The following is a 22355-nucleotide window of genomic DNA, read 5'->3' on the forward strand; positions in this document are numbered from 1 at the left end:
CAGGGGGCCGTCATGGTCGAAGAACTGCTCACCGCGGCGGTCGCCGCCGCCACCGGGATCGCGCTCTACAGCGCGGCCGCGGCCCGGGTGGTACGCCAGTACGAGCGCGGGCTGGTGTTCCGGTTCGGCCGGCTCCGGCACGAGGTGAAGTCACCGGGGTTCACCATGATCATTCCGTTCGTGGACCGGCTGCACAAAGTGAACATGCAGATCGTGACGCTGCCGGTGCCCGCGCAGGAGGGCATCACGCGGGACAACGTGACCGTCCGGGTGGACGCGGTGGTGTACTTCCGGGTGGTCGACCCGAAGAACGCGGTCATCGAGGTCGAGGACTACCGTTTCGCGGTCTCACAGATGGCGCAGACCTCGCTGCGCTCGATCATCGGCAAGTCGGACCTGGACGACCTGCTCTCCAACCGGGAGAAGCTGAACGAGGGCCTGGAGCTGATGATCGACTCGCCGGCGGTGGGCTGGGGCGTGCAGATCGACCGCGTCGAGATCAAGGACGTGTCGCTGCCGGAGGCGATGAAGCGGTCGATGGCCCGGCAGGCGGAGGCCGACCGGGAGCGGCGGGCCCGGTTGATCAACGCGGACGCGGAACTGCAGGCTTCGCGGAAGCTGGCGGAGGCGGCGGCGGTCATGGGCAAGGAGCCGGCGGCGTTGCAGCTGCGGCTGCTGCAGACGGTCGTGGCCGTGGCGGCGGAGAAGAACTCGACGCTGGTCCTGCCGTTCCCGGTGGAACTGCTCCGCTTCCTGGAACGGGCGACGGACGCCCACCCACCGGGCGCGTCTTCGCCGGCCGTGGCCGCCATGCCGCCGCAGCCGGCCGTTGCCGAGCCGCAGCCGCCGGCCGTGGCCGCCATGCCGCAGCCGGCCGCTGTGGAGCCCCCGCCGGTGCCGCGTCCGGCCGACGCGGAGCCGCCGGGTGCGGCCGCGCCGGCGGTCGTCAACGGCTCCCCCGCCGAGCCGGAACCTCCGACGGGGCCCGTGGACGCCCCGGTCCCGCCCGACGCCGCCGACGAGCCGGTCCCGCCGGACCCGCGGCCGTAACCACCGTGGCGGGGCTCCGCCCCCGCCCCCTTCCGGGGCTCCGCCCCGGCTCCGTGCGGAGCTGCGCCCCGGGCCGGGTTCCCGGGCCTGGGCCCGCTCCCTGGGCCGGCTTCGGGTGGGGCGGGGTTCCACCGCACGCGGCAGTGTCCCCGGTGTGCCCACCCTCCCCCAAGCTCTCGACTTCGCTCGAGCAGGGGGGACCCCCATCGCCCTGCGGGACGCCTGCCCACACCGCGGTAGTCCGCCTGCCCGCGCCGTTCGGCTTCTGTCACCACCTCGCCGGAGGCCGGAGTGCCGCGGGAGGGGGTCGGGGGTGGAGGGTGGGGGTGTCCGGGACACTAAAGCGTGATTTGTGGCGCGCCCCCGCCCGACAACCGGACTCCGCGCAACGCGCCGTAAATCATGCCGTCCCGGATGCCCCCACCCGGAGCCCACGGCCCCGCCCAGCGGCCAACACCCCCCGGGCCCGAAGCCCTCGCCCGGCCCGGCCCAGCCCAGCCCGCCAGCCAAAGCCGAAGCCGAAGCCGAAGCCGGAGCTAAGCCGAAGTCAGGCGCGCCAGCGCGTCCGGCAGGGGCAGCTCCTCGCGCGTGCCCGCGCGGCGGTCCTGGAGTTCCACGACCTGCTCGCCCGCGCGGCGCCCGGCGACCAGGATCCACGGGACGCCGATCAGTTCGGCGTCGGTGAGCTTCACGCCCGGCGACAGCCCCGCCCGGTCGTCCAGCAGCACCCGCAGCCCCGCCGCGGCCAGCGCGTCCGCCGCCTCCGCCGCCAGCTCCTGCTGGGCCGTCTTGCCCGCCGCGACCACGTGCACGTCCGCCGGTGCCACGGACGCCGGCCAGCACAGTCCCTTCCCGTCCGCCGTCTGTTCGGCGAGCGCCGCGACCACGCGCGAGACACCGATCCCGTACGACCCCATGGTCACCCGCACCGGCTTGCCCTGCTGTCCCAGCACGTCCAGCCCGAACGCGTCCGCGTACTTGCGGCCCAGCTGGAAGATGTGGCCCACCTCGATCGCCCGGTCCAGGGACAGTGCCTCGCCGCAGGCGGGGCAGGGGTCACCCGGCTCCACCACGACCACGTCGAGGTACCGGTCCACCTCGAAGTCCCGCCCGCAGACGACGTTCCGGGCGTGGGTGTCCACCCGGTTCGCGCCGGTGACCCAGGCGGTGCCCGGCGCCACCCGCGGGTCGGCCAGGTAGCGGACCTTCTCCAGGCCCTGCGGGCCGACGTAGCCGCGTACGAGGTCGGGCCGGTCCACGAAGTCCTCGGCGGTGACCAGCTCCACCACCGCCGGAGCGAGGTGTTCGCCCAGTTTGCCGAGGTCGACCTCGCGGTCGCCGGGGACGCCCACCGCGACGATCTCACCGTCCACCTTGACGAGCAGGTTCTTCAGCGTGGCGGAGGCGGGCACGCCGAGGTGCGCGGCCAGGCTCTCGATCGTCGGGGTGTCGGGGGTGTCCAGCTCCTCCACCGGCCCGTGAGCACTGCCCTCCCCCGCGGCAGCGGTGAGCGGGAACGTGACCGCCTCGGTGTTCGCCGCGTAACCGCAGGCACCGCACGAGGCGAAGGTGTCCTCCCCCGCCGCGGCCGGCGCGAGGAACTCCTCGGAGGCGGAGCCGCCCATCGCGCCGGAGACCGCCGACACGATCCGGTGGTCCAGCCCCAGCCGGCCGAAGATCCGTACGTACGCCTCGCGGTGGAGGCGGTAGGACTCGGCCAGCCCCTCGTCGGTCACGTCGAAGGAGTACGAGTCCTTCATCTGGAACTCGCGCCCGCGCAGCACGCCCGACCGGGGCCGCGCCTCGTCCCGGTACTTCGTCTGGATCTGATAGAGCATCACCGGCAGGTCCTTGTAGGACGCGCACTGGTCCTTCACCACCTGGGTGAAGATCTCCTCGTGGGTGGGCCCGAGCAGGTAGTCCGCGCCCTTCCGGTCCTTGAGCCGGAACAGCAGGTCCCCGTATTCCGACCAGCGCCCGCTGACCTCGTACGGCTCACGCGGCAGCAGCGCGGGCAGCAGCACCTCCTGGGCGCCGATGGCGTCCATCTCCTCGCGGACGATGCGGGAGACGTTGTCGAGGACCTGCTTGCCGAGCGGCAGCCAGATCCACACCCCCGCGGAGGAACGGCGGACGAAGCCGGCCCTGACCAGCAGCTTGTGGCTCAGGGTCTCGGCGTCGGCGGGGTCTTCCCGGAGGGTCCGCGCCAGCAGGGTGGACATGCGCCGGACGCGCTGTGCGTGTTGTGTGGACATGTCCGGAGGCTAGCGGCGCAGCAACGGCAGTGTCGCGCCCATTACGGCGTAGGGCAGGCTCGCGCTGGGGAAGTGGACCTGGCGGGCGATGTCCTCGTAGCCGAGGGAGCGGTAGAGGCCCCGCGCCGGGGTGTCGGTGTCGACGGCGGAGAGGATGGACCGGTTCTGCTCGGCGGCGTCGGTGAGCCGGGTGATCAGCTCGCGGCCGACGCCGTGCCCCTGGAAGCCCGGGTGGACGTGGAGTTCGGTGACGGCGAAGGCGTCGTCGAGCCAGTGGTCGTTGCCGCCGGCCTTCAGGTACGGCTCGACGATCGTGGACCACCAGTGGCCGCGGTCGTTGGGCATCCCGTAGACGAATCCGGCGAGGGCACCGTCCTCGGTGAACGCGCCGAGCGCGCGGGCGCCGGGGCAGGTCATGTGGCGCTGCACGATGTAGCGCCGGATGCCGACCTCCTCCTCGCTGAGCCCGAAGGCGACGGCCTGCACCCGCAGCGCCTCGTCGACGCGTGCGGCGAGGTCGAGCGGGCCGATCTCCAGACCTGCGGGGAAGGGCAGCACCATGCAGCGACCTTACTTCGCGGTACCCGGCGGGGAACAGCGGCCCCGGGCAGGACCGCGGCGAATCGGACGAAGGATCGGACGACGGACCGAACGGCGCATCGGACAGCGGATCAAACGGCGGACCAGAGGACCAGAGGACCAGGGGACCAGGGGATCAGAACAGGACGCTCATGAACGCGCCGACCTCGCGGAAGCCGACGCGCCGGTAGGCGGCCCTGGCAGCGGTGTTGTAGTCGTTGACGTAGAGGCTGACCACGGGCGCGACATCGCGCAGGGCGAATTCGATCACGGCGGCCATCCCGGTCTCGGAGTGGCCGCGCCCGCGGAACTCGGGGGCCACCCACACGCCCTGGATCTGGCAGGCCTGCCGGGTGGCGGCGCCGATCTCCGCCTTGAAGACCACCCTGCCGTCCTCGACCCGGGCGAACGAGCGGCCGGCCGTGACCAGCTCGGCGACCCGGGCCTGGTAGAGCAGGCCGCCGTCGCCGGCGAGCGGGGAGACACCGACCTCCTCGGTGAACATGGCCACGCAGGCGGGCATGATCAGGTCCATCTCGTCCTTGCGGACGCGGCGGACCAGCGGGTCGGGGGCGATGTCGGCGGACGGCCGTTCGGTGATCATGAGCGGCTGGCGGGCCCGGACCTCGCGGGCCGGGCCCCAGTGCGGTTCGAGCAGCCGCCACAGCCGCGCCGTGGACTCGGCGGGGCCGACGATGGAGGAGCAGCGGCGGCCGGTGCGCCGGGCCCGGTCGGCGAAGGCGCGTACGGCCTCGGGGGTGGCGCACACGGGCACCAGGTTGGCGCCCGCGTAGCAGAGCGAGCGGAGCTCGCCCTCGCTGTACCAGCCCCACATCTCGCCGCCGAGCCGCCAGGGGTCGAGTCCGGCGACCTGGACCCGGGAGGTGACGAAGGCGTTCGCCACCGGGTCGCGTTCGAGTACCTCGAGCGCGGCGGGGAGGTCGCCGGGTTCGAGGACCCTGGTGGTGGTCTGGGTCAACACGTGGGCGCCTCACCGTACGGATCTGCTGATCTCCGCACTTTACCCGGCGTGACGCGCGGACGCCGCTCACCGCAGGTCACGAAAAGGCCCCGGCCTCCTGCGTTCGCAGGGGGCCGGGGCCCTCGTACTCCGGTCGGCGGTCGAACGCCGGTGGGCGGTCAGACGCCGATGGCGACGGTCGGCTCGCCGGAGGCCACGCCGTCCTTCTCCATCTGCTCGGCGATCTTCATCGCCTCCTCGATCAGCGTCTCCACGATCTTCGACTCGGGGACGGTCTTGATGACCTCGCCCTTGACGAAGATCTGGCCCTTGCCGTTGCCGGAGGCCACGCCGAGGTCCGCCTCGCGGGCCTCGCCGGGGCCGTTCACGACGCAGCCCATGACGGCGACGCGCAGCGGGACCTCCATGCCGGTCAGGCCCGCCGTGACCTCTTCGGCCAGCTTGTACACGTCGACCTGGGCGCGGCCGCAGGACGGGCAGGAGACGATCTCCAGACGGCGCTGGCGGAGGTTCAGCGACTCCAGGATCTGGATGCCGACCTTGATCTCCTCGGCCGGCGGGGCGGACAGCGAGACGCGGATGGTGTCGCCGATGCCCTGGGAGAGCAGTGCGCCGAAGGCGACCGCGGACTTGATGGTGCCCTGGAAGGCCGGGCCGGCCTCGGTGACGCCGAGGTGCAGCGGGTAGTCGCACTGGGCGGCGAGCTGGCGGTACGCCTCGACCATGACGACCGGGTCGTTGTGCTTGACCGAGATCTTGATGTCGCGGAAGTCGTGCTCCTCGAAGAGGGACGCCTCCCACAGCGCGGACTCGACCAGCGCCTCGGGGGTGGCCTTGCCGTACTTCTTGAGCAGGCGGGCGTCGAGGGAGCCGGCGTTGACGCCGATCCGGATCGGGGTGCCCGCGTCCTTCGCGGCCTTCGCGATCTCCTTGACCTTGTCGTCGAACTGCTTGATGTTGCCCGGGTTGACCCGGACCGCGGCGCAGCCGGCGTCGATGGCGGCGAAGACGTACTTCGGCTGGAAGTGGATGTCGGCGATGACCGGGATCTGCGACTTCTTGGCGATGACCGCGAGCGCGTCGGCGTCGTCCTGGGTCGGGCAGGCCACCCGGACGATCTGGCAGCCGGAGGCGGTGAGCTCGGCGATCTGCTGCAGGGTGGCGCCGATGTCGGACGTGCGCGTGGTGGTCATCGACTGGACGGAGACGGGCGCGTCTCCGCCGACGGCCACGGAACCGACCATGATCTTGCGGCTGACCCGTCGGTCGGCGAGCTTCGTCGGCACGGACGGCATTCCGAGAGAGATGGCAGTCATCTGCTGTGCAACCCCAAGGTGTGGATCAAGGTCCCGATATCGGCGGGCTCAGGCCTCCGAGACTACGGCACACCCCGCTTCGGGCCCGCATCGCAGGGGGTGCGCCACCCGAACGTAGGGAGCCGGACACGTTTCGTGTCCGGCTCCTCACGCCGTGGGTTACGCGGGCGCAATCAGGTGATCTTGATGGGGTTGACCACGTCCGCGATCATCACGAGCACGGTGAAGCAGACGAACACGCCGGCCACCACGTACGCCACGGGCATCAGCTTGGCCACGTCGAACGGGCCGGGGTCGGGCCGCCGGAACAGCCGGGCGGTGTGCCGCCGTACGGATTCCCACAGGGCGCCCGCGATGTGCCCGCCGTCGAGGGGCAGCAGCGGGAGCATGTTGAAGAGGAACAGCGAGAGGTTGAACCCGGCGAGCAGGTTCAGGAACCACACCAGCTGGTACTTGGCGGGCACGTCGAGGGTGAAGATCTCGCCGCTGACCCGGGCCGCGCCGACGATGCCCATCGGGCTGTCCTGTTCGCGCTCGGCCCCGTTGAAGGCCGCGTCCCACAGGGCCGGGATCCGGGACGGCAGGTCGATGATCGACTGCACGCCGGACTGCATCATGTCGCCCATGTAGGTGAGCGACTGCCCGAAGGACTGGGTCACGTAGCCGCCGGCGGGGGCGAAGCCGAGGAAGCCGGCGGTGACGTACTCGCCGTCCACGTAGCGGCCGCGGCCGTCGGTCTTGGCGACCTTGTTCTCGATCAGGTTCGCCTTGAGGTCCAGCCGCTGTCCGGCCCGTTCCACCGTGAGGGTGGCGGGGCCGACGGTGGCCCGGATGTCCTTCTGCAGGGTGGCCCAGTCATCGACCTCGGCGCCGTTGAAGGCGACGATCTTGTCGCCCAGCTTCAGCCCGGCGGCCTTGGCGGGGGCGACCGGGTCACCGGCCCGGCAGTCCTCCCGCTTCTCGCTCTGCTGGATGACGCAGTCGGAGACGGAGCTGACCACGGTGGTCCGGGTGTTCACGCCGAAGGTCATCAGCGTGGTGAGGAAGATCGCCACCGCGAGGACCAGGTTCATGAAGGGCCCGGCGAACATCACGATGACGCGCTTCCACGGCCTGCGCGTGTAGAACAGGCGGGTCTCGTCTCCGGGCTGCAGCTCCTCGTACGCCGCCGACCGCGCGTCCTCGATCATCGTGCGGAACGGGGAGGTGGACCGGGCGGTGACCTTGCCGTCCTCGCCGGGCGGGAACATCCCGATCATGCGGATGTAGCCGCCCATCGGGATGGCCTTGATCCCGTACTCGGTCTCGCCCTTCCGCCGCGACCAGATGGTCGGACCGAAGCCGACCATGTACTGCGGGACGCGGATGCCGAAGAGCTTGGCCGTGGAGAGGTGTCCCAGCTCGTGCCATGCGATGGAGACGAGCAGGCCTACGGCGAAGATGACTATGCCGAGCACCGTCATGAGAGCTGTCATGCGCGCGCCTCCACGGCGGCCTTCGCCGCCATCTCCCTGGCCCGGGCCCTGGCCCAGGTCTCCGCTTCGAGGACGTCCGCGACCGTCAGGGAAGTTCCCCCGGCCGGCGTTCCGTGCTCTTCGACCACGGCAGCGACCGTATCCATGATTGCTGTGAACGGCAGCCGACCGGCCAGAAACTCCTCGACGCACTCCTCGTTCGCCGCATTGAACACGGCGGGGGCGGTGCCGCCGAGTCCGCCGACGTGCCGGGCCAGGTCCACGGCCGGGAAGGCCTCGGTGTCCAGCGGGAAGAACTCCCAGGTGGAGGCCTTGGTCCAGTCGAAGGCGGGGGCGGCGTCGGGGATCCGGTGCGGCCAGCCGATGCCGATCGCGATCGGTCCGCGCATGTCCGGCGGGGTGGCCTGGGCGAGCGTGGAGCCGTCGGTGAACTCCACCATCGAGTGGACGTAGGACTGCGGGTGGACGACCACCTCGATCCGCTCGAACGGGATGTCGTAGAGCAGGTGCGCCTCGATGACCTCCAGTCCCTTGTTGACCAGGGTGGCGCTGTTGACCGTGATGACCGGGCCCATGGCCCAGGTCGGGTGGGCGAGGGCGTCATCCACGGTCACGGCGGCGAGCTCGGCGCGGGTGCGGCCGCGGAAGGGGCCGCCGGAGGCGGTGACGACCAGCCGGCGGACGTCGGCGCGGGTACCGGCGGCCAGCGCCTGGAACAGCGCCGCGTGCTCGGAGTCCACCGGGATGATCTGGCCGGGCTTCGCCAGGTTCTTCACCAGCGGGCCGCCGACGATCAGCGACTCCTTGTTGGCGAGGGCGAGGGTCCGGCCGGCCTCCAGGGCGGCGAGGGTGGGCGCGAGGCCGATGGAGCCGGTGATGCCGTTGAGGACGGTGTGGCAGGGGGAGGCGGCCAGCTCGGCCGCCGCGCCGGGGCCGGCCAGGATCTCGGGCTGCGGCTCCGCGCCGTAGCGGTCGCTCAGCGCTGCCTTGAGGGCGGGTACGGCCTCCTCGCGGGCCACCGCGACCTTCTCGACCCGCAGCCGGTGGGCCTGCTCGGCGAGCAGCTCGGCCCGGCCGCCGGCGGCGGACAGCGCGGTCACCCGGAAGAGACCGGGGTTGCGCAGGACGAGGTCGATGGCCTGGGTGCCGATGGAGCCGGTGGACCCGAGGATGACGATGTCCCGGCGGCCGGCCGCGGCGTCGAAGAGGAGGTGCGGATCGGCGAGGGGGGCTGGGCTGTCGCTCATGCCCCCATTCTTGCCGGAACCCGGGAGTGCCCGGACACGGCCCTCCCCCTCCCCGCCGCCGGGACGGCGGCGGGGAGGGGAGTATCCGGGGCCGTGCGGCCGGCGGAACGGGCGGGCGGTGGCGGGCGGACCGTACGGTCAGCGGATCGGGCGGTCAGCGGATCGGGCGGTGGACGTTCTTCCGTTCGGAGGGCCCGGGGGCGGCGTCCGCGATCCAGGGTCCGTCGCCGGACGGGTCGAGGACCCCTTCCTCCAGCCAGGTGTACGTGCCGGAGAGGACCCCCGCCACCACCTTGCGGTCGAGGTCGTCGGTGTTCGACCACAGGCGGCCGAACAGCTCCTCCACCCGCAGCCGGGACTGCCGGCAGAAGGCGTCGGCCAGCTGGTACGCCTCACGGCCGTGGTCGCCGGAGACCCTCAGGTGCTCGGCGCGGACGCAGGCGGCGCTCATCGCGAAGAGTTCCGCCCCGATGTCGACGACCCGGCCGAGGAACCCCTGTTTGGTCTCCATCCGGCCCTGCCAGCGGGACATGGCGTAGAAGGTGGAGCGGGCGAGCTTGCGAGCGGTGCGTTCGACGTAGCGCAGGTGCACCGAGAGGTCGGTGTGGCCGCGCGGATGGAACTCCCGGTAGCTGGTGGGCACGTGGCCGGGGCCGGCGGCCAGCTTGGGCAGCCAGCGGGCGTAGAACCCGGCGGCACGGGCGCCCGCCTTCGCCTTGTCGCCGAGGTCCTTCTCCGGGTCGATGAGGTCACCGGCGACCGAGAGGTGGGCGTCGACGGCCTCGCGGGCGATCAGCAGGTGCATGATCTCGGTGGAGCCCTCGAAGATCCGGTTGATGCGGAGGTCGCGGAGCAGCTGCTCGGCGGGGACGGCCCGCTCGCCGCGCGCGGCCAGCGACTCGGCGGTCTCGAAGCCGCGTCCGCCGCGGATCTGGACCAGCTCGTCGGCCATCAGGCAGGCCATCTCCGAGCCGTAGAGCTTGGCGAGGGCGGCCTCGATGCGGATGTCGTTGCGGTCCTCGTCGGCCATCTGGGAGGCGAGGTCGACGACGGCCTCCAGGGCGAAGGTGGTGGCGGCGATGAAGGAGATCTTCGCGCCCACGGCCTCGTGCCTGGCCACCGGCCGGCCCCACTGCTCGCGGACCGCGGACCACTCGCGGGCGATCTTCAGGCACCATTTGCCGGCACCGACGCACATGGCGGGCAGGGAGAGCCGGCCGGTGTTGAGGGTGGTGAGCGCGATCTTCAGCCCGGCGCCCTCGGGGCCGATCCGGTTCGCGGCGGGCACCCTGACCCGGTGGAAGCGGGTGACGCCGTTCTCCAGGCCGCGCAGCCCCATGAAGGCGTTGCGGTGCTCGACGGTGATGCCCGGCGAGTCGGCCTCGACGACGAAGGCGGTGATGCCGCCTTTGTGTCCCTCGCTCTTGGGTACCCGGGCCATGACCACGAGGAGGTCGGCGACCACCCCGTTGGTGGTCCACAGCTTCACCCCGTCCAGGACGTACGCGTCCTCGCCGTCGGGCACGGCGGTGGTGGCCAGCCGGGCGGGGTCGGAGCCGACGTCGGGCTCGGTGAGCAGGAAGGCGCTGATGTCGGTGGTGGCGAGGCGGGGCAGGAAGGCGTCCTTCTGCTCCTGGGTGCCGAACATCTTCAGCGGCTGGGGCACGCCGATGGACTGGTGCGCGGAGAGCAGCGCGCCGATGGCCGGGCTGACCGAGCCGACCAGGGCGAGCGCCTTGTTGTAGTAGACCTGGGTGAGGCCAAGCCCCCCGTACTTGGGGTCGATCTTCATGCCGAGGGCGCCGAGCTCCTTGAGCCCGCGCACGGTCTCGTCGGGGATGCGGGCCTCGCGCTCGATGCGCTGCCCGTCGATCTGCGTCTCGCAGAACTCCCGCATCCGGGCCAGGAACGCCTCGCCGCGGCGGACGTCCTCCTCGCCGGGCACGGGGTGCGGATGGATCAGGTCGAGCCGGAACCGGCCGAGGAAGAGCTCTTTGGCGAAGCTGGGCTTGCGCCAGTCGGCCTCCCGGGCCGCCTCTGCGACCTGCCGGGCCTCGCGCTCGGTCACCTTGGGCTGCTGTGCGGGCTGTGTTGCGGACATTGAGGAGCTCACCTCGCCGCCGGAGTCGGGGACTCGTTGCGATTGCCGGGGGTGCGATCACCGGATGGCACTACCGGTGGGTGCTACCTGTCAGTCGTACCCAATCCCGTCCGCCCGGAAAAGCGGGGTTGGGCAGGGCGGGGGAACCCGGGCGGTCCCGGCCCGCGGACGAGGGCTGACGCGCCGGGTCCGACCTGCCCCTTCGCCCCGTCGGTGGCCGCGGCGGCGGATCCGGCCCCGGACTTCACACGTCCGGGTGCGTCCGGCACGGTGGGTGCGGCCGGTCCGGGGTGCGCCCGGCCCTGGGTGCGCCCCGCCCGTTTCCCGGAGGGCGCCGGTCGGCGGCAGCGGATCCCGGTGTCCGAGCTGCGCCTACTGGAGTCGAGCAGGACCCGGTCGACGGGCGAACGCCCGGAGTTCCTGCGGCAGGGGCTCTGACAGTCCCTCAGGGGCGCTTCGCGGGGCGGGAGAAAAGGGGGACGGCCGGAGCCCCCGCACAGTAGGCTCCGGCCGTCGGCTTGTGGGCCGTACGAGATCAGATGTCGAGGCCGGTCAGGACCAGGACGCGCTCGTACGTGTAGTCGTCCATCGCGTAGCGGACGCCCTCACGGCCCACGCCGGACTGCTTGACGCCGCCGTACGGCATCTGGTCGGCGCGGTAGGAGGGGGCGTCGCCGATGATGACGCCGCCGACCTCGAGCTCGCGGTGCGCGCGGAACGCGGTCTGGATGTCGCGGGTGAAGACGCCGGTCTGCAGACCGAACTTCGAGTCGTTGACGGCGGCGAACGCCTCGTCGGTGTCCTCGACCTTCGTGAGGGTGAGGACCGGCCCGAAGACCTCTTCGGTGGCCAGCTTGACGCCCGCCGGAACGTCCGCGAGGACGGTCGGCTCGACCGAGGCGCCCGTGCGCTTGCCACCCGTCAGCAGCTTCGCGCCGGCGGAGACGGCCTCCTCGACCCACGCCTCGACGCGCTTGGCGGCGTCCTCGGAGACGAGCGGGCCGACGTCGGTGGCGTCGTCGGACGGGTCACCGGTGACCTGCGCCTGCACCTTGGCGACGACCTTCTCGGCGAGGCGGTCGTAGACGGAGGCGGTGGCGATCACGCGCTGCACCGAGATGCAGGACTGGCCGGCCTGGTAGTTCGAGAAGGTCGCGATACGGGTCGCGGCCCAGTCGAGGTCGGCGTCCGAGGCCCAGTCGTCGAGGACCACGGCCGCGGCGTTGCCGCCGAGCTCCAGGGTGCAGTGCTTGTGGGGCACCGACTGCTGGATGGCGTAGCCGACGGTGTCGGAACCGGTGAAGGAGATGACGGGCAGGCGGTCGTCCTTGACCAGGGCCGGCATCTTCTCGTTGGCGACGGGCAGCACGGACCAGGAACCGGCCGGCAGGTCGGTCTCGGCGAGCAGCTCACCGAGGATCAGACCGGACAGCGGGGTGGCCGGGGCCGGCTTCAGGATGATCGGGGCGCCGACGGCGATGGCCGGGGCGACCTTGTGGGCGCACAGGTTCAGCGGGAAGTTGAACGGGGCGATGCCGAGGACCGGGCCCTTGACGAAGCGGCGGGTCAGGGCCAGACGGCCGACGCCGCCGGCGTCGGTGTCGAGGCGCTGGGCGTCTCCGCCGTTGAAACGGCGGGCCTCTTCGGCGGCGAAGCGGAACACGGACACCGCACGGCCGACCTCACCGCGGGCCCACTTCATGGGCTTGCCGTTCTCGGCGGAGATCAGCTGGGCGATCTCCTCGGTGCGCTCGGCGAGCCGCTTCGACACGTGGTCGAGGGCGGCGGCCCGGACGTGGGCGGGGGTCGCGGAGAACTCCGCCGTCACGGCGTACGCCGCGGCCACGGCCTCTTCGACCTGGGCGTCGGTGGGCACGCTGACGGTGCCGACGAGACGGCCGTCCCACGGGTTGTGGACGTCGAAGCTGTCCTCGCCGGTGGCCTGGCGGCCGGCGAGCCAGAAGGCGTGGGTGGAAGTCATGCGAATCCCGGCCCTTCGTGGAGTGCGGTGTGCGGTGTGCGGCGCAGGGCGCTGCCTGTCCCTCTCAAGGTAGGGGGGCGCGCCCGTTCTGTGGCTTGTCCGCGGTGGAGAACCTTTGCGGCGCCCTTCGCCGCTTTGGCAGTGTTTCCTGCCGCACCGGCCACGCCGGCCGCCGTTGCCGCAGGTCAGCGGGGGTCCGCTGCGCGGGCCTTTCCCCTCCCGGCCCCTTCCCGAAACTGGGACCTGCGGCCCCAGCCCCCGCTTGGGGGGGGCTCCGCCCCCACGCCCCGCGCCTCAAACGCCGGCGGGGCTGGGGATGCCCAGGGGCGCGGGGAAGTGCGCGACCAGCCACCACGGGCCCGCAGACCCGGCCGGCCGATCCGCCCCGCACGGGGGGGTGGGGTCTGGGGCGGAGCCCCCGTTTCGGGAAGGGGCGGGGAGGGGAGGGGCCGCAGCGGCTACGCACGTGGCTACGCCGGTGGGGCGGACGCCTTCAAGGCGAGCCACAGCTCCATACGGACGTCCGGGTCGTCCAGGGAGCGGCCGAGTATCTCCTCGACCCGCCGCATCCGGTAGCGGAGGGTGTGCCGGTGGACGCCCAGGTCGGCGGCAGCGGCATCCCACTGGCCGTGCCGGGACAGCCACGCCTGCAGCGAGGCGACCAGATCGCCCCGGCCGGTCGCGTCGTGGTCCCGCAGCGCCCGCAGCGTGCCCTCGGCGAAGGCGCGTACGGCGTCGTCCGCCAGCAGCGGCAGGACCGACCCGGCCGCGAGGTCCTCGTGCTCGACCAGTGGCCGGCCCCGCCGACGGGCCACCGCCAGCGCCTGGTCGGCCTGCTTGAACGCCGCCGCGGCGGTCGCCGGCCCGGCCGGCGCGGACAGTCCGATCACGAGTTCGTCCGGTTCGGGGCCGGTCGCGTCGCGGCCCCGGCGGGACTCCAGCGCCTCCGCGTGGTCGGCCACGGTCTGCACCGCCGCCCCGCCGTCCGCGGCGAGGATCACCAGCCGACCCTGTTCCGGGACCACCAGGAGCGCCTCGCCGGTACGGCCCGCCGCCGCCTCCACCGCGTCGGCGAGCACCGCCAGCCCCTCCGGCTGGGCCGTGCCGGCCAGCGCCGGCTCCGCGATGACCAGCCGGAACGGCGCCTCCAGCAGGGCCCCGTACAGGTCCCCGGCCACCGACCGGGCGTGTTCGGCCTCCCCGGCGAGCAGCATCCGCAGCACGGCCGAACCGAGCCGGGTCTCGGCGTCGCGCAGCGAGCGGGAGCGTTCGGTGGTGAGGGTGAGCAGGGCGACCGCGGAGTGCACGGCGTACCGCTCGGCGGTGCCCAGCGGGGCCTCGGTGCCGACGGCCAGCGCGCCCCGGGCCCGCCGCCCGGTGCCCAGGGACTGCAGTTCGACCCGGTCCTCGGCGCCGCCGACGACGGCGCTGGCGGGCGCGGGCCGCTCGCGCAGCCGCTCCACGTCGGCGGTGAGCCGGGCGGCCCGGCGCGCGGCCCACTCCGGGGCGGCGGCCACGACCGTGCCGGAGGCGTCGTAGAGCGCGGCCCAGCCCTGGACGTGCGCGGCCAGCTTCGCGAGCAGCTCGGCGGGACCCTCTGCGGAGAGCGCGGCGCGGGTCAGCTCCCGCTGCGCCTCGAAGCCGGCGGTCACGGCCCGGTACTGGTCGGCCGCCAGGGCGGCGGAGACGGCCTTGCTGATCGCGAGGAACGGGGTGCGCCGCGGCACCTCCAGCAGCGGCAGGTCTTCGGACCGCGCGGCCTCGACCAGTGCCTCGGGGACGGCCTCGTAGTTCACGCCGACGGCGAAGCCGATGCCGACGACACCCGCGGCGGCGAGCCGGCGCACGTACCGCCGCATCTCCTCCGGGTCGTCCGCGTCCAGTTTCATCGCGGTGATCAGTAGGAGTTCGCCGCCCTCCATGTAGGGCACGGGGTCGGCGAGCTCACTGACGTGCGCCCAGCGCACGGGGGTGTCGAGGCGGCCCTCCCCCGCGCGGACGCTGAGCTTGAGCGCCGAGTGCTGGACGAGCGAGGCGAGGGTGAGCGGCATCGGCTTCGGTCACGGCTTTCGTGGGGGCGGCGGGAATTCGGCTGCGGGGATTCAGCTGGAGGGATTCGGCTGCGGAGATTTTCGCCGTGGCGTATGAACGGCTCAGCTCGATTCTGCCACCCCGTACGGGTACCGCGCCGCCCGGTTCGCCGGACCCGTCCGGCCGGTCCCCCGGGCTCAGCCGTCCAGCCGGACCAGCAGCGGAGCCGCCCGCTCCCCCTGTACGGAGGTCAGCGAGAGCACCGCGTGCCCGGCCGGCACGGCGTGCGCGAGCTCCGAGGCGGACCACCGCTCCCGCTCGACCTGCCGGACGGTCACCGCGTCCGTGGTCACGGCCTTGCCGGTGACCAGCTTGCGGAAGGAGTTGACCATGCGGGTGAGCGGCTGGTCGGCGTAGACCGTGCGGTGGGTGACGTCCCGGGTCTCCACCCATTCGGTGCCCCAGGCCTCGGCGAAACGCTGCCCGTCCCAGGTGGTGACCCCGGCGAACGCGGCCCGGCAGCCGACGGCGCCGAGCAGCGGGGCCCGCAGGGTCTCCGGTACGTCGTCCAGGCTGCGCAGGGCGAGCAGCACTCCGGCGTTCGCCGAGCGCAGCCGCTGGAGGCCCCGTACGGACTCGGGGGTCAGGGTGTGGGCGGCGTCGTCCAGGGCGAGGAAGGCGAAGAGGGAGCGGTCGGCACGGGCGGTGGCCCCGGCGGTGAACTGGGCCAGGAGCAGCCGGGCCAGCATCCGGGAGGCGTCGGCGTGCCCGTGTTCGGGCAGTTCGACGCGGACCCGGACGGGGTGCTCCAGGGTCCGCAGGGAGAAGGGGCGGCCCTGTCGGCCGGTGGTGTCGAAGAAGCCCTGGAAGGCGGGCCGGTCCAGCAGGGCGATCCGTCCGGTGAGCAGCGGGCCGGGGTCACCGGGGGCGCCGTGCTGCCGGTCGCGGGCGTCGAGCTCGCGGAGCATCGCGTGCTGCCCGGCGGCCTCCAGGGTGCTGCGCAGCCGCTCCTCGGCGGCGGGGGCCCGGTCGAGGAGCTCGCGGAGTTCGGGGACGCCGGGAAAGCGCCCGTGTGCGGCCCGGAACGGCCCGAGCAGCTGGGCGAGCGCGGTCGCGGCCCGGCGCACCTCGGTGCCCGTCTGGTCGCCGGCCAGCGCTTCGGCGAGCAGTCCCGCGGCCTCGTCGGGGTCGGTGGTGCCGCCGTAGAGGTCGAGGTCGTGGAGGGTGGTGGGGTCGCCGATCCGGATGACGACGTCGTACGCCTCGTCGGACCCGAGCGGGGTGCCGGCCGGGCAGACGGCGACGACGGCGGCCTGTCCGGCGAGCGCCTGGAGGGCGAGCGACTCGACGACCGGGCGGACCAGCCGACGGGTCTTCCCCGCGCCGGAGGGGCCGACGGCGACCATCGAGGTGCCGAGCACGGCCGGGTCGAGGGCCAGGCCGGTGCCGCGGCGCGGGTACGGGTTGCGCTCCTCGTCGGCGACCGTGCCGAGCCGGACCTGACGGGCCAGCAGGTCGTGCCGGGCGGTCCGGACGGGCAGGTCGCGGGCTCCGGAGGGGTGCGCGCAGGCACCGGCGCCCCGGCCGCGCACGGCGTCGGCGAAGGCGGTACGGCGGCCGGGGTCGGCGGTGACCGAGTCCCAGGCCCGGCGGATCCGGGCGGCGTCCACGTCGTTCATCCGGCCGGCCGCGGCCTCGGCGCCCAGCCGCTCGGCGGCCTCGGCCAGTCCGGCGGCCCTCAGTTGCGGCCAGCCGGCCGGGTCCTCGGCCCCGCCGGGGGCGGGGGCGGGGGCTTCTCCGGCGGCGCCGGCGCGGCGGCGGGCGGAGCGGCCGAGGGCGAGCCAGCCGAAGGGGACCAGCACGGCCAGCCGGATCAGCAGGTCGGCAGTCTCGGCCATCTCGCCGTTCGCGACGGCCGCCTCCATGGTGCCGCTGCGGTCGATGGGCAGCAGGCTGTAGACGACCGGGCCGAGCGGCAGGGCCTGCTCGGCCACCAGGGCGACGGTGATCAGGGCGCCGGCGACGGCGAGCGCCACCCGCACCCCGGCCCGGGGGGCGGCGAGGCGGTTCCAGGCCTCCCGCCAGCCACCGAGCCTGCCGAAGCCGTAGAGCAGGCCGGCCACGAGGAGCAGCTCGTAGATCGCCAGTGCCGCGTCGCCGCCGGTGCCGGGCACCGGCCCGCCGTTCAGCCGGTCCCACCAGTCCGCCGGAGTGAACAGCTTCACCGGGACGGTCCAGTACGGGATGTAGCCCCTGCGCAGCAGCGACCAGACCAGCACGCAGGCGAGCAGGGAGATCACGGCGCCCGACAGCATCGCCCGGGCCGGCATCTCGTCGGGGGCGGTGTCGGGCCGCGGGACGTGCCCGTAGCTCCAGACCCCGGGACCGTCCGAACGCCGGGGCGTCCGCAGCCAGTCGACGAGCGAGGGCCGCGCGTCGGGCCGGTGCGCGGGGGGCCGGGGAAGGGAGGGCGACCCGGCGGAAGGCGGGGCCGCGGCCGGCGGCGGGACCGAAGGCGCCGGCGGTGCGGCGGAGACGGGCGGTGGGGCGAGTCCGTCCGCGGCGGGCTTCGGCGCTCGCGCGGGCGGGAGTCCGGCCGGCCCCGGGGCGTCCGGCGGCCGCACCGCGTCCGGCCTCCCGTTCCCCCCGTTCCCCGCGCGCCCGCCGTACGTGCCGTCCGTGTCCATGAACCCCTGCCCCCTGCCAAGTCCCGGTGCTGCGCCGCTCAATCTAGTGCCCGCCCGCGCCGCAACTGCCGTATCCGGGCCCGATCCACAAGACACCCCGTATGGCCGTCACGGACAAGGACACGCGGGCACCACTACCGAACGGAGCATGCCCGAGGCCCTCCCCCGGGCCTAGCCTGCGGATCAAAGACACAAGTGCGTCCGAAACCACCCCAGGAGCCCCCCTATGACCTCTGTCCCGCAGGAGCGCAAGCTCGTCACCGCGATCCCCGGCCCCAAGTCGCAGGAGCTTCAGGCCCGTCGGCTGTCGTCGGTCGCCGGCGGCGTGGGCTCCGTGCTGCCCGTGTTCACGGCCCGCGTGGACGGCGGCATCATCGAGGACGTCGACGGCAACCGCCTGATCGACTTCGGCTCCGGCATCGCCGTGACCTCGGTCGGCGCCTCCGCCGAGGCCGTGGTGCGCCGCGCCACCGCGCAGCTGGAGAACTTCACCCACACCTGCTTCATGGTGACCCCGTACGAGGGCTACGTGGAGGTCTGTGAGGCGCTGGCCGAGCTGACCCCGGGCACCCACGCGAAGAAGTCGGCGCTGTTCAACTCCGGCGCCGAGGCCGTCGAGAACGCCGTCAAGATCGCCCGTGCGTACACCAAGCGCCAGGCCGTCGTCGTCTTCGACCACGGCTACCACGGCCGCACCAACCTGACCATGGCGCTGACCGCGAAGAACATGCCGTACAAGCACGGCTTCGGTCCGTTCGCCCCCGAGGTCTACCGCGTGCCGGTCGCCTACGGCTACCGCTGGCCCACCGGTGCGGAGAACTGCGGCCCCGAGGCCGCCAAGCAGGCGATCGACCAGATCACCAAGCAGATCGGCCCGGAGAACGTCGCCGCGATCATCATCGAGCCGGTGCTCGGCGAGGGCGGCTTCATCGAGCCGGCCAAGGGCTTCCTGCCGGAGATCGTGAAGTTCGCCAACGAGAACGGCATCGTCTTCGTCGCGGACGAGATCCAGTCCGGCTTCTGCCGCACCGGCCAGTGGTTCGCCTGCGAGGACGAGGGCATCGTCCCCGACCTGATCACCACCGCCAAGGGCATCGCGGGCGGCCTGCCGCTCGCCGCCGTGACCGGCCGCGCCGAGATCATGGACGCCGCGCACGCGGGCGGCCTGGGCGGCACCTACGGCGGCAACCCGGTGGCCTGCGCCGGTGCGCTCGGCTCCATCGAGACCATGAAGGAGCTCGACCTCAACGCCAAGGCGAAGAAGATCGAGTCCATCATGAAGTCCCGCCTCTCCGCGATGCAGGAGAAGTACGACATCATCGGCGACATCCGCGGCCGCGGCGCCATGATCGCGATCGAGCTGGTCAAGGACCCCGCGTCCAAGACCCCGAACCCGGAGGCGGCCGGCGCGCTCGCCAAGGCCTGCCACGCCGAGGGCCTGCTCGTCCTCACCTGTGGCACCTACGGCAACGTGCTCCGCTTCCTCCCGCCGATCGTCATCGGCGAGGACCTGCTGAACGAGGGCCTGGACCTGATCGAGGCCGCGTTCGCCGGCATCGGTGCCACCGACACCGTCTGATCCGGAGCCGGATCGGCCGTTCCGCCCGGTCAGCGGTCGGACAGCCGATCGGACGGCCGACACCCTGCTCGACCGGTACCGGCGGTAACGGTCGGGCGTTGTGAAGAACGTGTGGGGGGCCGATGGCAGGAACGCGATCCTGCTGTCGGTCCCCCCTGTGCTGCCGTACGGTTTCTGCAGATGAGTGAGACACCCCGCCCGCGGGAAACCGCGGGCGACCCCGGAACCGGGCTTCCCCAGCGCCGTACCGGGCATGCGTTCGCGCAGCATTTCACTCCTCGGAGATCGGACGAACGCCCGCCCCAAACCCCCCGGGGCGCGCGCCGAACCGATCCGGCCGGCCGTCCCGGAACCATCCCCCCTGTTCCGGGACGGCCGGCCACCCCCCTCCTTCTCCTTCTCGGTTTCCTCTGCCTCGCCGGACTGGCCCTGGTCACCTGGCAGGTGCTCGTCCGCGGCCCGCTGCTGGCCCCCGACGAGGCCCTCAGCCGGTCCCTGGTACGGACCGTCCCGGACCCGGTCACCGACCCCCTCGCCGACCTCGGCAACATCACGGTCGCCGTACCCGTGCTGGTCCTGGCCATGGCGTACGCGCTGTGGCGCGGGGCGCGCCGCCGCGCGGTGCTCGCCGCGGGACTGGCGATGGCGCTGGTCCCCGCTCTGGTCGTGCCGCTCAAGGAGTGGACGGCCCGGCCGGGGCCGCTGGAGCCCTTCGCCGCGGGCTACTTCCCGTCGGGCCACACCGCCACCGCGCTGACCGCCTACGTCGGCGCGGCCCTGCTCGTCTCCCCCTACACCCGGCGCCGCTGGCCGGCGGCCGCCGCCGTCCTGCTCACCGCGGCGACGGGCGTGGGACTGGTCCTGCGCGGGTTCCACTGGCCGCTGGACGTACTGGCCGCCGTGCTGCTCTGTACCCCGCTGCTGCTGGGGGTCGGCGCCGCGCGGGGCGCCCGTCACCCGGGCTGACCGGCCACCAGCGCCGCCGCCTCGTGCATCGCCAGCTCCAGGACCGCCGGGTCGGTCAGGGTCCCCTTGCCGTCCGGGACCACCAGCCAGCGCGCCCCGCCCACGGCCCGGCCCGGGTACGGCACCGCGATCCAGGTGCCGCGACCGGCTCCCCGTACGCCGGTGCCCAGCCAGCGCGAGGCGGTGCCCTCGGGCACGAAGAAGCCCAGCCGGGCGCTCCCGAAGTCGGCGAGCACCGGGCCGGGCCGGGCGAGCAGCAGGGTCAGCACCTCGAAGGTGGCCCGGCCGAGCCGCCCGGGGAGGATCAGCACGTCCCACTGCCGCCCGGCGGGCAGCAGTGCCACGCCGTACGGGTTGCGCTCCCATTCCCACCGGCAGGTCCGGGGGTCCGGCGCCGCCGAGACCAGCCATTCCACCGCCGTCTTGAACTCCCTGGGCTCAGGGCTCTGCATGGCCCGGCCTCCGTTTCCCCGTGCGGTCCCTCCGGAAAGAGGGCTGTCACGGGGAGAGAGCGCGCCCGCGCCCGGTGATGACGCGGGTTCGGTGCCCTCGTGGAGGTGAAATGCCGCGTGGCGCCCCCCGCGGAGTGCGCCGGGGGCGTGCGGGTCGCACGGCAGTGCTGCTCGGGGCCTGTCCGGCGGATCAGGGTCGGAGTGGCCCTAGCTGTCGAAGCCGAGGCCGAACTTGTCCATCGTCTTCAGCCACAGGTTGCGACGGCCGCCCCGGGCGTCCGCGCGGGCCAGGGACCACTTGGTGAGGGCGATCCCGGTCCAGGCGATCGGCTCCGGCGGGAACGGCATCGGCTTGGACTTCACCATCTGCAGTTCGGTGCGCTCGGTGCGCTCGCCGTCCAGCAGGTCCAGCATCACGTCCGCGCCGAAACGGGTGGAGCCGACCCCGAGGCCGGTGTAGCCGGCCGCGTAGGCGACCCGCCCCGAGTGCGCGGTGCCGAAGAAGGCCGAGAACCGCGAGCAGGTGTCGATGGCGCCGCCCCAGGCGTGGCTGAACCGCAGTCCGTCGAGCTGGGGGAAGCAGGTGAAGAAGTGCTGGGCCAGCTTGAGGTAGGTCTCGGGACGGTGGTCGTAGTCGGAGTTGAGCTTCCCCTTGTAGGGGTAGATCGCGTCGTAGCCGCCCCACAGGATCCGGTTGTCCGGGGTGATCCGGAAGTAGTGGAACTGGTTGGCGCTGTCGCCCAGACCCTGCCGGTTCTTCCAGCCGACGGCGGCCAGCTGCTCCTCGCTGAGCGGCTCGGTCATCAGCGCGTAGTCGTACACCGGGACGGTGAACGGCCGGATCCGCCGGACCAGGGACGGGAAGATGTTGGTGCCGAGCGCGACCCGGCGGGCGAAGACCCGGCCGTAGGGGGTGCGTACGGCCATCCCGGCGCCGGAGGAGCTCAGCGACAGGCCGCGGGTGTTCTCGTAGATCCGCACGCCGAGGCCGAGGCAGGCCTGCTTCAGGCCCCAGGCGAGTTTGGCCGGGTGGAGCATGGCCACGCCGTCGCGGTCCCACAGCCCGGCCAGGAAGGTGGGCGAGTCGACCTCGTCCCGGACGGCGTCGCGGTCGAGGAAGACGGCCCCGCCGAAGCCGAGCCGTTCGGCCTCCTCGTGCAGTTCGCGCAGCTCCTGGACCTGGTGGGGTTCGGTGGCCACGTCGATCTCGCCGGTGCGTTCGAAGTCGCAGTCGATGCCGTAGCGGGCGACCGCCTCCTCGATCCCGTCGAGGTTGCGGGCGCCCAGCTCCTCCAGCTTCGCGAGTTCGCCCGGCCAGCGGGCGAGCCCGTTGGCGAAGCCGTGGGTGAGGGAGGCGGCGCAGAAGCCGCCGTTCCGGCCGGAGGCGGCCCAGCCCGCCTCCTTGCTCTCGATCAGTACGACGTCCCGGCCTGGGTCGCGCTCCTTGGCGAGCAGCGCGGTCCACAGACCGCTGTAGCCGGCCCCGATGACCAGCAGGTCGCAGCTCTCGTCGCTGGTGAGGGCGGGCTGTGCGGCCGGCTTGCCGGGGTCGTCGAGCCAGTACGAGACCGGGGCCGCGTCGGAAAGGGATCGTGTGACACTTCGCATGGCGACTGGGGCCATGGCTTCCAACTCCCTACAGAGTTACTCGGGC

General features: G+C 73.1%; 15 protein-coding genes. 3 read left to right on the forward strand and 12 right to left on the reverse strand.

Features of this window, described 5'->3' with window-relative positions:
* Positions 1-12 precede the first annotated feature (12 nt).
* Positions 13-1050 (forward strand): slipin family protein, encoded by a 1038-nt coding sequence (locus tag AC067U_RS27395; RefSeq protein ID WP_478832453.1) that lies wholly within the window; start codon positions 13-15, stop codon positions 1048-1050.
* Positions 1051-1586: 536 nt separating this feature from the next.
* On the opposite strand, the gene AC067U_RS27400 is transcribed toward AC067U_RS27395, so the two are convergent.
* From AC067U_RS27400 to AC067U_RS27445, 10 genes are all read right to left on the reverse strand, one after another.
* Positions 1587-3305: a proline--tRNA ligase gene (locus AC067U_RS27400; protein ID WP_478832454.1), complete on the reverse strand. Its 1719-nt coding sequence runs from the start codon at positions 3303-3305 to the stop codon at positions 1587-1589.
* Between the two features lie 9 nt (positions 3306-3314).
* Complete coding sequence (locus AC067U_RS27405; protein WP_478832455.1) at positions 3315-3866, reverse strand: GNAT family N-acetyltransferase; 552 nt, start codon at positions 3864-3866, stop codon at positions 3315-3317.
* 154 nt (positions 3867-4020) lie between these two features.
* On the reverse strand, positions 4021-4866 hold the full coding sequence (locus AC067U_RS27410; protein WP_478832456.1) for a GNAT family N-acetyltransferase: 846 nt from the start codon (positions 4864-4866) through the stop codon (positions 4021-4023).
* A gap of 158 nt (positions 4867-5024) precedes the next feature.
* A complete protein-coding gene (ispG, locus tag AC067U_RS27415; RefSeq protein ID WP_478832457.1) occupies positions 5025-6182 on the reverse strand; it encodes a flavodoxin-dependent (E)-4-hydroxy-3-methylbut-2-enyl-diphosphate synthase in 1158 nt (385 codons plus the stop codon).
* Between the two features lie 173 nt (positions 6183-6355).
* Positions 6356-7657, reverse strand: a complete 1302-nt coding sequence (locus AC067U_RS27420) for a M50 family metallopeptidase (RefSeq protein ID WP_478832458.1) — start codon at positions 7655-7657, stop codon at positions 6356-6358.
* Positions 7654-8904 (reverse strand): 1-deoxy-D-xylulose-5-phosphate reductoisomerase, encoded by a 1251-nt coding sequence (gene dxr, locus AC067U_RS27425; RefSeq protein WP_478832459.1) that lies wholly within the window; start codon positions 8902-8904, stop codon positions 7654-7656. Before dxr ends, AC067U_RS27420 begins: the two co-directional genes overlap by 4 nt.
* Positions 8905-9058: 154 nt before the next feature.
* Positions 9059-11005: an acyl-CoA dehydrogenase family protein gene (locus AC067U_RS27430; RefSeq protein ID WP_478832460.1), complete on the reverse strand. Its 1947-nt coding sequence runs from the start codon at positions 11003-11005 to the stop codon at positions 9059-9061.
* Positions 11006-11540: 535 nt separating this feature from the next.
* Complete coding sequence (locus AC067U_RS27435; protein WP_478832461.1) at positions 11541-12986, reverse strand: aldehyde dehydrogenase family protein; 1446 nt, start codon at positions 12984-12986, stop codon at positions 11541-11543.
* A gap of 470 nt (positions 12987-13456) precedes the next feature.
* Positions 13457-15037 (reverse strand): PucR family transcriptional regulator, encoded by a 1581-nt coding sequence (locus tag AC067U_RS27440; RefSeq protein ID WP_478832462.1) that lies wholly within the window; start codon positions 15035-15037, stop codon positions 13457-13459.
* 177 nt (positions 15038-15214) lie between these two features.
* The gene (locus AC067U_RS27445) at positions 15215-17704 is read right to left on the reverse strand and encodes an ATP/GTP-binding protein (RefSeq protein ID WP_478832463.1); all 2490 of its coding nucleotides are present in this window, start codon (positions 17702-17704) and stop codon (positions 15215-15217) included.
* Positions 17705-17930: 226 nt separating this feature from the next.
* Between AC067U_RS27445 and gabT the strand changes: the two genes are divergently transcribed.
* Together gabT and AC067U_RS27455 are read left to right on the forward strand one after the other, a co-directional pair.
* Entirely contained in the window at positions 17931-19283 is a 1353-nt protein-coding gene (gene gabT / locus AC067U_RS27450) for a 4-aminobutyrate--2-oxoglutarate transaminase (protein ID WP_478832464.1), read from the forward strand.
* Between the two features lie 180 nt (positions 19284-19463).
* Positions 19464-20249 carry a phosphatase PAP2 family protein gene (locus tag AC067U_RS27455; RefSeq protein WP_478832465.1) on the forward strand — a complete coding sequence of 262 codons (786 nt, stop codon included), beginning with the start codon at positions 19464-19466 and terminating at the stop codon, positions 20247-20249.
* Here AC067U_RS27455 and AC067U_RS27460 read toward each other — a convergent pair.
* Positions 20237-20701 (reverse strand): hypothetical protein, encoded by a 465-nt coding sequence (locus tag AC067U_RS27460; protein ID WP_478832466.1) that lies wholly within the window; start codon positions 20699-20701, stop codon positions 20237-20239. The genes AC067U_RS27455 and AC067U_RS27460 overlap by 13 nt on opposite strands.
* A 207-nt stretch (positions 20702-20908) precedes the next feature.
* Positions 20909-22324: an NAD(P)/FAD-dependent oxidoreductase gene (locus AC067U_RS27465; protein ID WP_478832467.1), complete on the reverse strand. Its 1416-nt coding sequence runs from the start codon at positions 22322-22324 to the stop codon at positions 20909-20911.
* Positions 22325-22355 lie beyond the last annotated feature (31 nt).

It is taken from the genome of Streptomyces sp. NPDC043853 (assembly GCF_056436025.1).